The 14,950-nt window shown below is 41.8% G+C and carries 10 protein-coding genes; 3 read left to right on the top strand and 7 right to left on the bottom strand.

Translation table 11 applies throughout. The annotated features are described in order from the left end of the window. Positions 1–477 precede the first annotated feature (477 nt). On the bottom strand, positions 478–1,017 hold the full coding sequence (locus L2748_RS09580; protein WP_220783616.1) for a YfaZ family outer membrane protein: 540 nt from the start codon (positions 1,015–1,017) through the stop codon (positions 478–480). 378 nt (positions 1,018–1,395) lie between these two features. Here L2748_RS09580 and L2748_RS09575 point away from each other — a divergent pair, with 378 nt between their 5' ends. Next, entirely contained in the window at positions 1,396–1,878 is a 483-nt protein-coding gene (locus L2748_RS09575; RefSeq protein WP_248957687.1) for a glutathione peroxidase, read from the top strand. Positions 1,879–4,171: 2,293 nt separating this feature from the next. On the opposite strand, the gene L2748_RS09570 is transcribed toward L2748_RS09575, so the two are convergent. After that, a complete protein-coding gene (locus L2748_RS09570; protein ID WP_220783316.1) occupies positions 4,172–5,956 on the bottom strand; it encodes a M1 family metallopeptidase in 1,785 nt (594 codons plus the stop codon). 142 nt (positions 5,957–6,098) lie between these two features. Here L2748_RS09570 and L2748_RS09565 point away from each other — a divergent pair, with 142 nt between their 5' ends. After that, a complete protein-coding gene (locus tag L2748_RS09565) occupies positions 6,099–6,983 on the top strand; it encodes a collagenase (protein WP_220783317.1) in 885 nt (294 codons plus the stop codon). A gap of 73 nt (positions 6,984–7,056) precedes the next feature. Here L2748_RS09565 and L2748_RS09560 read toward each other — a convergent pair whose 3' ends face one another. The 4 genes from L2748_RS09560 to L2748_RS09545 form a co-directional block, all read right to left on the bottom strand. Beyond that, on the bottom strand, positions 7,057–8,028 hold the full coding sequence (locus tag L2748_RS09560; protein ID WP_220783318.1) for a PstS family phosphate ABC transporter substrate-binding protein: 972 nt from the start codon (positions 8,026–8,028) through the stop codon (positions 7,057–7,059). A 456-nt stretch (positions 8,029–8,484) separates the two neighbouring features. Then, on the bottom strand, positions 8,485–9,795 hold the full coding sequence (gene phoR, locus L2748_RS09555; RefSeq protein WP_220783025.1) for a phosphate regulon sensor histidine kinase PhoR: 1,311 nt from the start codon (positions 9,793–9,795) through the stop codon (positions 8,485–8,487). Between the two features lie 70 nt (positions 9,796–9,865). After that, positions 9,866–10,555 carry a phosphate regulon transcriptional regulator PhoB gene (gene phoB, locus L2748_RS09550; RefSeq protein ID WP_220783024.1) on the bottom strand — a complete coding sequence of 230 codons (690 nt, stop codon included), beginning with the start codon at positions 10,553–10,555 and terminating at the stop codon, positions 9,866–9,868. 295 nt (positions 10,556–10,850) lie between these two features. Next, positions 10,851–11,801, bottom strand: a complete 951-nt coding sequence (locus L2748_RS09545) for a porin (protein ID WP_220783023.1) — start codon at positions 11,799–11,801, stop codon at positions 10,851–10,853. Between the two features lie 289 nt (positions 11,802–12,090). Here L2748_RS09545 and rdgC point away from each other — a divergent pair, with 289 nt between their 5' ends. After that, entirely contained in the window at positions 12,091–13,002 is a 912-nt protein-coding gene (rdgC, locus tag L2748_RS09540; protein ID WP_220783026.1) for a recombination-associated protein RdgC, read from the top strand. Between the two features lie 72 nt (positions 13,003–13,074). Here the strand turns inward: rdgC and L2748_RS09535 are convergent, their stop codons facing one another. Beyond that, positions 13,075–14,880, bottom strand: coding sequence for a M61 family metallopeptidase (locus L2748_RS09535; RefSeq protein ID WP_220783022.1), 1,806 nt, complete (start codon positions 14,878–14,880; stop codon positions 13,075–13,077). Positions 14,881–14,950 lie beyond the last annotated feature (70 nt).

Raw genomic sequence — 14,950 nt, 5'->3', positions numbered from 1 at the left:
AGTTATAATGGCGGCTTGACCCCAAATGAATCTGAACGAAGATTTTGGAATACGTACAAGTCCGTGTCCAGTTTTACTTGACCACTACAGTTGAGCATAGCTAAATTTACTGGCTCCCAAAAAGGAGAAACACAGCAGTAATAGCGTTATTATTTTTATTTGCATTAACCGCATTACCTATTTCGTATCATCTTGTGCTCGGTACTACCACAAGGTGATAGCACATAAAATTCACATCATTCTACAAAATTGCAAAAGACCAATCAATTTAACCAACAAAGTGGCTATTAAGCTCAGCGTTTAAACACAATAAAGCTAACCCAGTTCAATAATGAGCTTGGTTAATTAGTTATGGGTTAAGGACCGAAAATAAGAAGGCGATTATGAAAGGCGTTTTAAGCGACCACTTTTAATCATCAAGTGATCACTTTCAACAACAAAATCGGGAGGTTAATAGAGTAACTCAGCTATTAAAGATTAAAACGAAGCTTTTGCTCCTAGGTAGAAACTTGCATCTAATGTTGTGTTTGGTGCGTTATCATACTGCAAGCGAATATTTCGGTAACCAACAAATAAAGCTAAAGAAGGGTTTAGTGCATATTGAACTTTGCTGTCTACCTGCCACGAACCATCAATATCGCCAAAAGACAGTACAGAAGGAGAATAATAGCCTGATGCATGCAAAGATACATTTGATCCCATTTGCAGAGCATAACGGCCGCCAATCCCAACAAGGTTGCCATTAGCGCTTCTATCTGACCAAACCTGCGAAAATTTAGCTCCTAGCTCAAAATGGTGTATACCAGCATCATGTGCAATATGCATAGCGCCAGATAGCATCTGACCGCCCTTATCCGCATATAAGTACTCTAGCGATGCATTGACGTCTTTATTTACATCAAACTGTAATTCAGTTGAAATCACATCATCATTTAAACCGAAGGTGAAGTCAGTGGCGTTAGCATTGATAGACAAAGCACTTAAAACAAGTGTTGCCATTAAGGTTTTAGCTGTCATTGGTGATCCTGAAACGTTGAGCTTAGTTAACTTTTGGCAAGCATACACAAAGTAACAATGCATTTTGAGATAAACCTAAGTTGTAATGGTGCATTTAAACAAACACTGACAGCATGAAAACATTCAGCCAACAGAAAAAACCAAGCTGCAACAGCTGTGTACAGAAGCTTCCAACCGACGTTAGGCAATAGCTCCCAGTAATTCTTTATCGATACTTGTGAATAAGGGATTAAGGCAAAACAACCACACGCCCTTTTCATAAACGTTTACCAGAGCAGAATTCCTTACCTCGGCAATAATCCCCTTTTATACTTAAATAAATTATACCGCCGAACAAAATACCGCTAGAGTATTAGTTATCATAATAAGGGGATAAAAATGACAACATCAATTTATGACTTTTCAGCCAATAACATTCAAGGAAAGCAAGTGTCACTTGCCGACTATAAAGATAAAGTAGTCCTGATTGTTAATACTGCGAGTGAATGCGGTTTTACACCGCAATATAAAGACTTAGAGGCTCTAAACCAAAAATATCAAGCGCAGGGACTAGTGATTTTAGGCTTTCCATGTAATCAATTTGGCGCTCAAGAAAAAGGCGATAGCCAAGCAATTAGCCAATTTTGTGAACTGAATTTTGGCGTGACTTTTCCGTTATTTGAAAAAATAGACGTCAACGGCAGCAACACCCTCCCCTTATATGCTTACTTGAAACATTCAGCTAAAGGCTTATTGGGCTCAGAAAAGATTAAGTGGAACTTTACCAAGTTTTTAGTCGATCGTCAGGGCAACCCCGTTAAACGTTACGCCCCGACGACTAAGCCAATGGCATTAGAGAAAGACATTTTAACCTTACTTTAATGCTGAAAAACCAGCGAGTTATGAATTTAACTAAAAATAAAAACAAAATATTCGGATATTTATTGAACTTATACTCAATTAACACCTCTAAATTTGTGAACATTGAGATTTTTGTGTTCATCATTCTCCCTGGGGCTTCTAGCGCGGCCCCCTTGATCTCAAAGTAGATCTATTGGGCAACCCATTGGGTTGCCTTTTTTTTATGTCAAATCGGCAACCTAAACACCCTAAATAAATAGCCGGGCGACGATTTATCGCCTACCGCGATAAAAGCTAAAAGACCCAAGCAATTATTAGCTTTAGTTTTGGCTTTAGTGGTTTTAGTTCTAGTTTTCTCATTGCAACGTTATCACCCGCCAAGACACATTTCATTCAGCCATAACCAATGCAAACCCACTAATCCCCCTTGAGATTATCTGCCCAGTTTCTTATGTAAACGCCGACGATAAGCATAGTTTTTCTTACATATAAAAAAACAATAAAAACAAACACGTAAAATAAAGGTGAAAATTAAAAGTAAAAAAATTGCACCTTTTGGGAACTAACCAAAATTTTACGACTCTGATTATATGAGCCGATTCTCGTTAAGCGGATATTTAAAATACTAGATATGCGTTTAACCTAAGCCTTAGTGGCTAGTTTCATTGTTCATCATCATTCTCCTTGGCAATTCCCACTTTGGGTTTGCCTTACAAAGTAACCATTTAGCTAGCGCATAAATGCTACCTTTGAACCGTACTCTTATGGCCACCTATTTTAGGTTGCCATTTTTTTTGCCTCCAAAACACCAGCTTGATTTCATTACATCAACAATGAGCACTATTAAGCTAACGCTACATAACTAGACCTGAGTGGCAGCAAAAAACACCTGAAAAATAACCTTACAAATTGAAATTATCTCTACAATTAAAACAATGTGTTACGTTGATTATAAAAAAATCGATAAATAATTTTCCCATTTGAGGAACTATTCCACATTCTACGACTCTGATTATATGAACCGATTCTCGTTAAGTGAATATATAAGCTTCGAACACTTAAATATTGCCTTAACCTTAAAGCTAGTTAGCTTAGTTTCATTGTTCATCATCATTCCATTGGCATTCCGATTCAGTTTGCCCTTCGGAATAAGCTTTCAGCTAGCGCATAAAGTTTATTCCGATTTAGATATTTTTATGGCAACCCATTGGGTTGCCATTTTTTTTACCTTTAAACTTCAAAGCGAGCACTTGCTGCGTAACGGCTTGAGCTTTGCTGTAACCACTTTCAGCAACAACTTAGATGTCACAGAGCAAACCTTAGTCAACAGGCCTAGATAACCTAGAAGTTGCTATACCTTCGCCAGCGTCTAAGCGTTAATGATGACAGGAGTTTCATTTGGTTCTGGATTTAAAGTAAAACCAAGTAAAAACTTAAGCTGTTGTATTTAAGACGGATTATTTACGCACTAAAAATAATTTCACTTTTATTGCTAAGTTTTGGGAACTAACGGATAAATAACCACTCTGACTATATGAACCGATTCTCGTTAAATGAACATGACCGTTAACTCGTCATCTTGGTTTAACCTTAAAGCTTGTTAGCTTAGTTTCATTGTTCATCATCATTCCCTTGGCATTCCTACTAGGTTTGTCCTTCGGAACAAACTTTTAGCTAGCGCACAAAGTTTATTTCGATTTAGATATTTTTATGGCAACCCATTGGGTTGCCATTTTTTTACCTTTAAACTTCAAAGCGAGCACTTGCTGCGTAACGGCTTGAGCTTTTCTGTAACCACTTTCAGCAACAACTTAGATGTCACAGAGCAAACCTTAGTCGATAGGCCTAGATAACCTAGAAGTTGTTATACCTTCGCCAGCGTCTAAGCGTTAATGATGACTGGAGTTTCAATTTGGTTCTGGATTTAAAGTAAAACCAAGTAACAGCTTAAACTGTTGTATTTAAGAAGGATTATTTACGCACTAAAAATAATTTCACTTTTATTGCTAAGTTTTGGGAACTAAAGGACAAATTACCACTCTGACTATATGAACCGATTCTCGTTAAATGAAAATGACCGTTAACTCGTCATCTTGGTTTAACCTTAAAGCTTGTTAGCTTAGTTTCATTGTTCATCATCATTCCCTTGGCATTCCTACTAGGTTTGTCCTTCGGAATAAACTTTTAGCTAGCGCACAAAGTTTATCCCGAGTTAGATATTTTTATGGCAATCCATTGGGTTGCCATTTTTTTTGCCTTTTTGCCTTTTTGCCAATAATTCCAACCCTAAATAGGCTAGCGTTGTTAATTTACACTACTTCAATAATTGCTGATCCAGCATGACTGCTATTGACGGATGGTACCCCTCACGTGCTTTAGCGTAAATTTGCTTGGCATCAACCGCAAATCCCGCACTCATTAACTCAGAATAGAGTGGCTTAACAAACTTACCACGACCAATTTTAATAAGATAAGCTTCTACATAGGGCAGCACGCTTTGATAGCAATTACGAATTGCCACTCTAAACCAAGCACAGGCGATTTCGGCATTAGTAGATTGAGTGAAACCAAACACTTTGTCTAAATCATCTAATGCTTGATGAGAAACTTGCTCTGGTAAGTTAGTTAAGAAATATTGCCAATGGTGTACTCGCCAACCTTGAGTCATTAAGCTGCTTGCTGACGCGCCATCATCAAACGCTCGTAGCGCCATAGTGACCTTCGCTAAGCTCGTTGAAGTTGGCGCAATAAACCCGCTCGGCATACCTTCGCCATAAACCCACAGTAATAGCTCTGTTTCAGTGATTTTATCGCTGTGCAGCTTTAACAAGGTTTGTTTAGCATAATCAACAAAGGTTTCAGTGGTGATGGCTTCAAACGCAAATGCCTGTACATAATCAAATAAGAACTTATCGAAAGCCTCACGACCTAAACGCTTTTCTAAGTCATGCACAAACATCGACGCTTTATCGTAAGTAAAGCGATTAAAAGCTTGGTTAGGATCTTGATCTTGCATGTTAGCTGGCAATGTCTGCTGCGCGATAGGTGTGGTTAAAATAGCTTCTTGCAAGCGACCATTTTCAAGTACCACTTCAAGCTCAGCTAACTCTTTGCCGTAGACAGCTTCCACAATGCGATTGGTGAAATAAGTGGTAAACCCCTCGTTTAGCCATAAATCACGCCAAGTTGCGTTACTGACTAAATTCCCAGTCCACGAATGAGCAAGCTCGTGGGCAACCGTTGAAACTAAGCTCTTATCACCCGCGATTAATGTTGGTGTCATAAACGCCAGACGTGGATTTTCCATGCCGCCGAAGGGAAAGCTCGGTGGCAAAACCAGCATGTCATATCGCCCCCATTGATATGGCCCAAGTAAAGACTCTGCCACTTCAACCATGCTCTCAGTATCTTCAAACTCTGCCACAGCCGCCGCGAGCACCTCAGGCTCGGCATAAACGCCGGTACGAGCCCCTAATTCACCAAAAGCAATATCCCCAACTGCGACCGCCAGCAAATGAGTCGGCATGGGTTTTTCCATGGTAAATGTAAATACCCCATTAAGCTCTGCGCTTGCATCATTCATTGCGCTCATGACTGCACGCATACCTTGAGGCACATTTATAACCGCGTCAAAGCTGATTCTCGCCTTAGGTGTATCTTGCAAAGGGATCCAGCTTCGCGCATTAATTGGCTGCGACTGGCTAAACAAAAAAGGCAGTTGTTTGCCACTGGTTTGCTCTGGTGTTAACCACTGCAGACCTTGAGCTTGCGGCGAGGTGTGATAATGGATCACGACATGTGTCGTCGCTGTTGCCAGTTGAATATTGAGCCGTTGACCTAAGGTGTCATTTTGCTTATCGAGACAATATTCAAGCGCCTCGCCAGCGGCAGAGTAAACCGCCGTAATCGTTAAATCACGGGTATCAAGCCATAACTCAGTGGCGTGAGAGTTTATATACTCGAGTGTTAACTCGACTAGTCCAGCAAGTTGCTTCGTCTCGAAATTTGTCGTCAGTGATAACGAAAGGTGGTTAACTTTAATCTCATCGCTATTGGCAAACGAGTGGTAGTCATGATTATTATCCCATTGCTTTAACACGGCATATCCTTTTTTAAGTCACTGATTAATTTGTTGCATTTTAGCGCCATTTATTGGGAATAAAAGCCCAGTTTGACATCATTACAGCTAAATGAAACACTTGTGAATATTGTATGCAAAATAACAAATCAGAGAAACCCTCATGAAAAATAAACATACCCTATTGCCTTTAGCGCTTATTATGGCATTGCCCTTTGCTGCACAAGCTGAGCCTAAAGCCAATATTGACGCTGTGCTCAGCCAAAGCCACGCCTGCAGCGACACCATCATTATTCGCTCACAAGCACTAACCAAAAAACAGATAAGCGACGCCTGCCAGCTACTGCAAAAGCAAGAGGCTAATTTCCACCAGCTGTTTGGTACGCTCAATAAGCCCGTTGCTCACGACAATAATCACAGCATGCGCGCGAATGTCTATCACTCCCGTGAGGATTACGTTGAATATGTCACCCAACACTTTGATGTACCTAGCGACAATGGCGGCATGTACTTAGAGGGTTTACCCGGAAAGGAAGGCAATCAAGCAGAATTCGTTGCCTATGAAAAAAAAGGCCAAGTGTGGAACCTAGCCCATGAATATGTGCACTACCTTGACGGCCGATTTAACCTTTATGGTGACTTTTGTCTGTCACTGCACGACTCACACAGTGGTCCAGAATACTGCCCAAAACCGGCGCCGCTTTACCCACATACGGTATGGTGGAGTGAAGGTGTTGCAGAATACATCTCAGTGGGCAATAACAATCCTAAAGCCATTGCATTAATCGGCAATAAACAAAGCTATGTGCTCAGCGATATATTCAACACTAGCTATGAAAAAAACGGCGGTACAGACAGAGTTTATCGCTGGGGTTATTTAGCGGTGCGCTTTATGATTGAGAACCATAAAGACAAAGTCGATAGCATGCTTGGCTTTACCCGAACTGGTGATTACCCACGTTATCAAGCACTGCTTGCTAGCTGGGGAACCTCAATGGATGCAGAGTTTGATGCTTGGTTAAAGGCGCTTAAAGCAGCTAATAAATAGCTTGTTTATACGAATTACAACCATTAAAAAGGCCTCTAATTAGAGGCCTTTTTCATTTGCAAAGTCTGTTCGCTTAAAGGCGAATACCTGCTTTTTCTAGATCTTTTGCAATAACGCTACGTGGCAGTGCTACGTAACCGTCTTTTTCAACAATCTTCTGACCCTGCATAGATAACACGTAACGGATGAATTCACGATCCATTGGCGCTAACTCTTTATTTGGGTGCTTATTCACGTATACATATAGGTAACGTGATAGTGGGTACTTACCTGTTGCAGCATTTTCAGCTGTAGCAGCAACGTAGTTAGTACCTTTCTTAGAGATTGCAACCGCTTTAACACCAGCAGTCTTGTAACCAATTCCTGAGTAACCAATGGCGTTTAGTGATTGAGATACAGACTGAACCACTGACGCTGAACCTGGCTGCTCGTTTACGTTGGCTTTGAAATCACCTTTACAAAGTGCTTTCTTTTTAAAGTAACCGTAAGTACCTGATACAGAGTTACGACCGTAAAGCTGGATATCTTTTGCAGCCCAGTTACCGTCAAGACCTGTTTGCCCCCAACGGGTAATATCGCCGCCGCCACACTTATCAGTAGAAGAGAAGATGCCATCGATCTGCTCGATGCTCATACCTTCAATTGGGTTATCTTTATGCACAAATACAGCAAGAGCATCGATTGCAACACGAATCGCTGTTGGCTGATAACCGTAATGCTTTTCGAATGCTTCAACTTCGTTAGGCTTCATCTTGCGGCTCATTGGACCGAACTGAGATGTACCTTCAGTTAATGCTGGTGGCGCAGTAGAAGAACCCGCAGCTTGAATTTGAATATTTACGTTTGGATATAGCTGTTTAAAGTCTTCAGCCCACAGCGTCATCATATTAGCTAATGTATCTGAGCCAACAGAAGATAAGTTACCTGACACGCCGCTAGTCTTTTCGTAAGTTGGTAAAGACTGGTCGATTGCAGCCATTGATGCTGCAGAAAATACAGTCGCTGCAGTAAAGCTTACCGCGCCAACAAGTTGTTTCAGTTTCATTCTTTGCTCCAGTGTTTAGCTATCTTAGTTTCTTAAAACGTTGTCAGTATTGACTCCAATGATGACAAGTCTATTACTCCTAAGTGACACTTCGATGACAAGCCGGTTTATTTTACATTTATACCAATCAGTATAAGAAGTTGATCTACTCAGAGCGTTTTTGGCAACTAATTCAAGGCGAATAGATGAAAGAATGGTTATTCCCTTGTGAGGCTGTTCAACGTAGAAGTAGGCAGCCAAAAACGCTCCAGAATGGCGAGTTTTAGCGGTTCTGATGCTCCGTTAACGAGCTTAACCGTAGAACAACTATGCTCTTCACTCGCAGCCTTGCCTCAGAAGCGCTAAATTCTCGCTGAGCGACCAAATCTTTATACTGATTGGTATTATTTATAAAAAAACAGGCAAAAGCCTGTTTTATGTGACATTTATTTTAACGCTAAGCAAAACTACCGCTTATTAATCACCATCCTGTTGATTAAACTCAATCAGGTTAGGCGGAATAATAAAGCTAAAAGTGCTGCCCTTACCTAGCTGACTGGCAATATTCAGCTCACTTTGATGGTGGTTAAGCGCGTGCTTAGTAATTGCTAAACCTAAGCCGGTACCACCACTTTGGCGCGAACGTGCACTATCAACTCGATAAAAGCGCTCGGTTAAGCGACCTATATGCTGCGGCGCAATGCCTTCACCATTATCTTTAACGCTAAATAAGCCGCCAGAGGCTATCTTACGCCAACTTACTTCTATCTTGCCGCCGGGCTCTGTATAACGAATCGCATTCGAGATCAGGTTAGAGCACACACTCCTCAACTGAAGTTCGTTGCCGTAAACATCTAAGCCAGGTTCACAATAAAAACTCACATCATACTGCTCTTGTGCCAACGCTAACGCTTCGTCACGCAAGATGTCCATCATCTGCGCCATGCTTACTTTAACTTCTAAATTGACATCACTGGCATCTTCAATCCGCGACAATGCCAATAATTGCTCCACCATAGAGCGCATACGGGTTGTTTGTTGCTGCATCTGCTCCATTGCGCGGATATTGGGCGAATCAGGCTCCGCCATTGACTGCATCATTTCCAAATAACCTTGCAACACAGTTAACGGCGTTTTGAGTTCGTGAGAAACGTTAGCCACAAACTCTTTGCGCATACCTTCTAGCTGTCGGATACGAGTAATATCACGTGCAATCAACAGCAACTGCCCTGCACCGTAACCCATGATCCGGATCTCAAGAATATGACCGTCCGACTGCGGCGATGCCAGCTCTAACGGCTCTTGGTACTCTTTTTGTTTCAAGTAGGCAGAGAAATCTGGATGGCGAATAAGGTTATCAATGCGTTGACCATTATCTTGCGGCCAAACAAAACCAAGTAATAGCTGCGCTAACTTATTACACCATAAAATATTGTGTTCAGAATCCAGCACCACCGCAGCATCAGGCAGTGCTTCGGCCCCTTGTCGGAAGCGACCCAATAGAAAGGCAAGTTGCGACACGCGCTTACGATTTTTGCCCTGTAATCGATAAATACCGTTAAACACCCCTTCCCAACTGCCACTGCCATTAGGTGGTGTAAGGCGGCGATCATGCCACAACCAAAAATTTAACCGTGATAGCTGGCGGTAATGCCAAACTAACAGGGAGAGCGAACCGAGAAAGAGTACCCAAACGACTTCACCAACTAATAACCCAGCCAACAAACATAGGCTTAAGTAAATTACCAGCCGTGAAATTAGACGGTAACCAGAATATGAATCAAACATATTTAACCAATATTACGACCATATAGGAGGACTTGGCACAAGGTAACGCAAAAGTGACCTTGTGCCCATACTAAAGTCTGGTAGAGAAGCGGTAGCCGGCGCCGCGGACAGTTTGAATTAAGCGGTCATGTCCTGATTGAGTCACCGCTTTTCTAAGACGTCGAATATGTACGTCAACCGTACGGTCTTCAACATAAACATTAGTGCCCCAAACATTATCAAGCAGCTGCTCTCGGCTATAAACACGTTCTTGATGAGTCATAAAGAAATGCAGTAATCGAAACTCTGTAGGCCCCATATCTAACACTTCATCACCAACTGTCACTCGATGACTAACAGGGTCTAACTGCAACCCTTGCACATCAATTAGATCTTCTAAACAAGTCGGCGCACTGCGTCGCATTACCGCTTTAATGCGTGCGACTAACTCTTTAGGAGAAAATGGTTTAGTAATAAAGTCATCGGCGCCAACTTCTAGGCCTCTCACTTTATCTTCTTCTTCGCCACGAGCCGTTAACATGATAATAGGAATATGACGAGTGAATTCGTCCTGACGCAAACGTTTAGCTAATTGGATGCCGCTGCCGCCTGGAAACATCCAATCGAGCAAAACAAGATCAGGGTACGGTTCAGTAAGCATGTCTAATGCTGAGTCGTAATCCTCTGCAGCAACGGTCGTGTAACCATGCTGTTCCAATACAAAAGTTAGCATCTCGCGAATAGCTAACTCATCTTCAACTATCAAAATCCTTGCAGTCATAATCGATCTTCTATCAGTGAATTTCTACGATACTATTATTGGTCACTTTTATGACATTAATATTAAACACCCAGATATTTTGCCACATTAAGCGTTATTTTTGTCATAAATATTATTTTTAGCTTATATCCGTTTTATTTTTCACTTAATAAAGTGAACTCATGTTTAGTGCATTTACGACAATCATCACAATGCAAGATAACGCTATATAACTAACGATGACACTCTGCGCCACTCAGCCCTACATACGATCAAAAAAGGGGCCTAAGCCCCTTTCATATTTATACTTTACCTTTTAGAACTTGTGTTCAAGTCCTACACCAAAGTAGCTATCATCGTTATCGATGTTTTCATAAGAACGGCTCGTGTAGAAAGCAAATAATTTAGTTGGCTTACCTAACTTATAGTCACCACCTACTGACCAAGAGTCCCCTTTATCTTCCATATCCTGGAACTGCGCTTTCAATACAATCGCATCAATCTGGTATGCAGCACTTAGTAGGTAACCTGATTTACTTTCAGCTCCTACTGTAGCAACACCATCATCGCCGTATGTTTTCTCCTCTTGCTGGTACATACCACCTAGCTTAAAGCCTGCGATTTTACCCTGAACGGTTGCACGTACAACTTCATAACCTTTAACGTCAGAGTCATAAGCAACCGATGCGTAGATTGGTGATTTCTTTAGACCTGAATCACCATACATAGCAGCAACACTGAAACCATCTTGTGTGTACTGAGACTTAGCGCCTTCAGCAGCATAAGTCACACCCACTTTAAATCCACTAAATGATGGAGTGATATACGTTGCTGTTTGCTCAATACGGTTTTCACCTTTAAATAGGTTCTTTAAGTCACCTGACAGGTCATTGAATTGATCAACCTTGCCTTGTGAAACTTTAAGCATTGTATCGTTACGACCAACAGAAAATGCACCAAAGTTGCCTCTAAGGCCTACAAATTGATTGCGTGCCTTAAAGTTTTCTTTAGCGTCATCACCGGTATCAACTTCATATTCAACGGTGTAAAACGCTTCTAAAGAACTGCTTAATTCAAAAGCACCTTTCACACCAAAACGAGAAGCATTAGATTGGATTGTTGTCGTTGACTCATCGCCTTCATCGTTAGACTGTGCAGTAACATTTAGCTTGCCGTATACAGTTAGCGGATCGGCAGCGTAAGCAGAAGAAAGTGTTGCTGTCGCAAGCGCTGAAGCTAGTAGAGTTTTACAAAAAACGTTCATCATTTAATCCTTTTGACGTTATTCGTCTTGGTTATTGGTTTGGACGAGCGCCATAATGAAGATGATTTGTTGCACTTTTATTTCAGTAAAAGGTAAACCAAGCGGAAAATATTTAATTATCGATAACAGTTTTTGGCTAAGCCAGTGCTAGCAAGGGCTACAGCTATACCTCAAGAAATGTGACACTTTAATGAAATGTCACAATGCAATACTGCAAGATGCCTTTCAGGCGGTTTACCAGAACCCGACAATGCCTTACACTGCGCCTTTAATTTTGACTGAGCATTTATCTATGTGGTTTAAAAATCTAACTGTATACCGCTTTAATAAGCCTTTTTCTGTTGACCCTGATTCACTAGAAAAATCACTGGAAGACTTCACTTTCTCTCCTTGCTCAAGCCAAGATATTAGTAAGTTTGGATTTTCTAAGGCTATGGGTAAGCACGGCGACACCCTAATTCACACCGCGGGTGACAGACACTTAGTTTGTGCGACTAAAGAGGAGAAGATTCTTCCTTCACAGGTGGTTAAAGAAGCCCTTGAAGAAAAAGTCAGCCTAATTGAAGACCAAGAAAACCGTAAATTAGCCAAGAAAGAAAAAGACGCGCTAAAAGACGAGATCACCACAACGTTATTGCCACGCGCATTTTCTCGTCGTAGCCAAATTCGCGCCCTTATTCTGCCTGAAATTCAAATGATCTTGGTCGACAGCTCAAGTGCTGCTAAGTCTGAAGAGCTAATGGCATTGTTACGTAAAGCTATTGGCACCTTGCCTATCATTCCAATGAGCTTTAAGACCCCGATTGAAACTCAGTTAACTGAATGGCTAAAAGAAGGCAAAACCCCTGCAGCATTCGAAATGCAAGATGAAGCAGAGCTTAAGAGTGATTCAGATGAAGGCGGCATTGTACGCTTCAAACAGCAAGACTTAAGCGAAAATGAAGTGCTTGCGCACATTGAAGTGGGTAAGCAAGTACATAAACTTGCGCTGCACTTTGGTCAATCGATTGCATTTTTACTGCAGTCTGATGCAGCGATTAAACGCCTTAAGTTTTCTGAAGAGTTCAGAGCAGGCAATGACGATTTAGGTAATGATGACCCTATGGCAAGACTAGATGCCGACTTTGCGTTAATGAGCAGTGAGCTTATCGCGCTAATTAATGCAACGGTTGACGCACTAGGCGGCTTAGAAGACAGCATCTAAATCCTCCTGTTCGTTGATTGCTAAACCAGCAAAAAGGCGCCTATTGGCGCCTTTTGTATTTACCCGTTAACATTACTTAACCGGTTTAAACTGACCTTCTTTATCAAATGGCCAATCCACACCTAACCAAGCTTTAAAGAAAGCTTTTTGGGAACGACTTGGCTTATTCACACTGGTAATGGCCAGTTTACCGCTTGGTTGCTCGCCCAAAGTCAGCTCAACATCTTTAAGTCGGTCATTACTAAATAGTGTTACCTTAATCGTGTCACCTGCTTTAAAGTCCTTAATACGTGACTCAAAACCAGCAGCGGTAACTTTAAGACCATTAATAGCGACAATCTCATCAGCTAGCACAATGCCAGCATTCCAAGCAGGTCCATTACGCAAAACATGCGATAGTACTAACGAGCCACTTTTTAACGTTACACCCGTAAAAGGCTCAGCTTTGCTGTCTTTACCGTATGTCATCTCTAAGCCAGCTTGCGCCAACATTGCATCAAAATCTATGCTTACTGGGGAGTTAACAAACTTCTGCCACCAGCTCTCATAACTCGTCCCAGAAACATCTGCCAAAATAGCTTTTACATCAGCGATGCTAAAGCCGGCTGGTAATCTATGCTCATTATAGAGTTTACGATGCACATCGCGATATGACGCTTTTAGCTCTGTCTCTTCGATTAACGAAAAATCTAACGCAAGCGAGGTTAAGTAACCTTCTGAATAAATATTAGTACTGTGGTTTACCGCATAATCTCCACCACTGCTAGCCCATTGATTGGCACTTGCGCTCGCAATCGATTGCACTTCACGCCCAGGTGTTTGTAGATTTTGCGCCACGCGCTTAGCCAAGTCTTCAAAAAACTCTTTTGGCGTCATTACCCCTGCACGCAACAAAAGTTGGCTTTGGAAATAACTGGTTGAGCCTTCAGCTATCCAAAGTAGTTCGGTGATCTCTTCATCTTGGTAGTTATACGGCACTAACCCTTCAGGGCGGTAAGCCTTTACATTCCAAGTATGAATAAACTCATGGGATGCCGTTTTAATAAAGCCTAAGTAGTCTTTACGATCACGGTAGCTAAAGCGAGGGCGCTGAATAATGGTGGAGTTTAAATGCTCGGTTGCGCCACGTGCGCCACTGGTGGCGTGCACCATATAAACATAGCGCTCAAATGGGTAATCATCCCAAATCACTTCCGCTTGACCACTCAACTTAGCGAGGTCAGTCACCATTTGCTCGATATCGTAGTTACCTTCGCCCCAAACCACCAACTCATATTTGCGACCATCGGCCTCAAACTCGCGGTGCATACTGATCCCAGTCTCAATTGGCGAGTCGACAAGAATATCGTAATTATCAGCCGTGAACGAGTGTGCTTTACCACCTGAATCCATGCCAGAGTAACTGTTCCAATCACTCGGCACTTTTAACGATACATTTATCGCTTCGTCTCTAAACTCAGGGCTATAAACAAAGGTACCACTGGCATCTAAAAATGCATGTGATGCATCAATATGATTAACCCTTTGTCCCAATTTATTGGCGTAAAGCTGATAGCTGACATTTACGCTTGTCGGCTTACTTAACGCCACTGTCCACTCGCCGCTTGCGGTGCGTGTCCAAGGTAAAACCTTGCCACTAGCATCCGTTGCAGTAAACGTTCTAACAGCATCACCAAGAGGCAATACTTGGTACTTTCCGGTACGCCAAACCGGCAAATTAACAACTAAAGTGTCTGAGTCGGTATGTGGAAACGCAACATCGACTTTTGCTAAATGGTGAGCGGGGCTTGTTAAGTCAATATGATAATTGACGTCGGCAATGGCAGCTGTACTAGCTAACGCACTAAAAGTTAAGATAAAGGGAACTACTGGTTTCACTCTCGCGTCCTTCTGTTATTATTGTTTTGGCTGAGCCAAAAAATATAACATTAAGCTTAATTAGGCTAAT

Origin of the sequence: Shewanella sairae, assembly GCF_023283535.1 — a bacterium.
GTDB lineage: Bacteria > Pseudomonadota > Gammaproteobacteria > Enterobacterales > Shewanellaceae > Shewanella > Shewanella sairae.
This window is presented reverse-complemented; position numbering and strand designations above follow the sequence as displayed.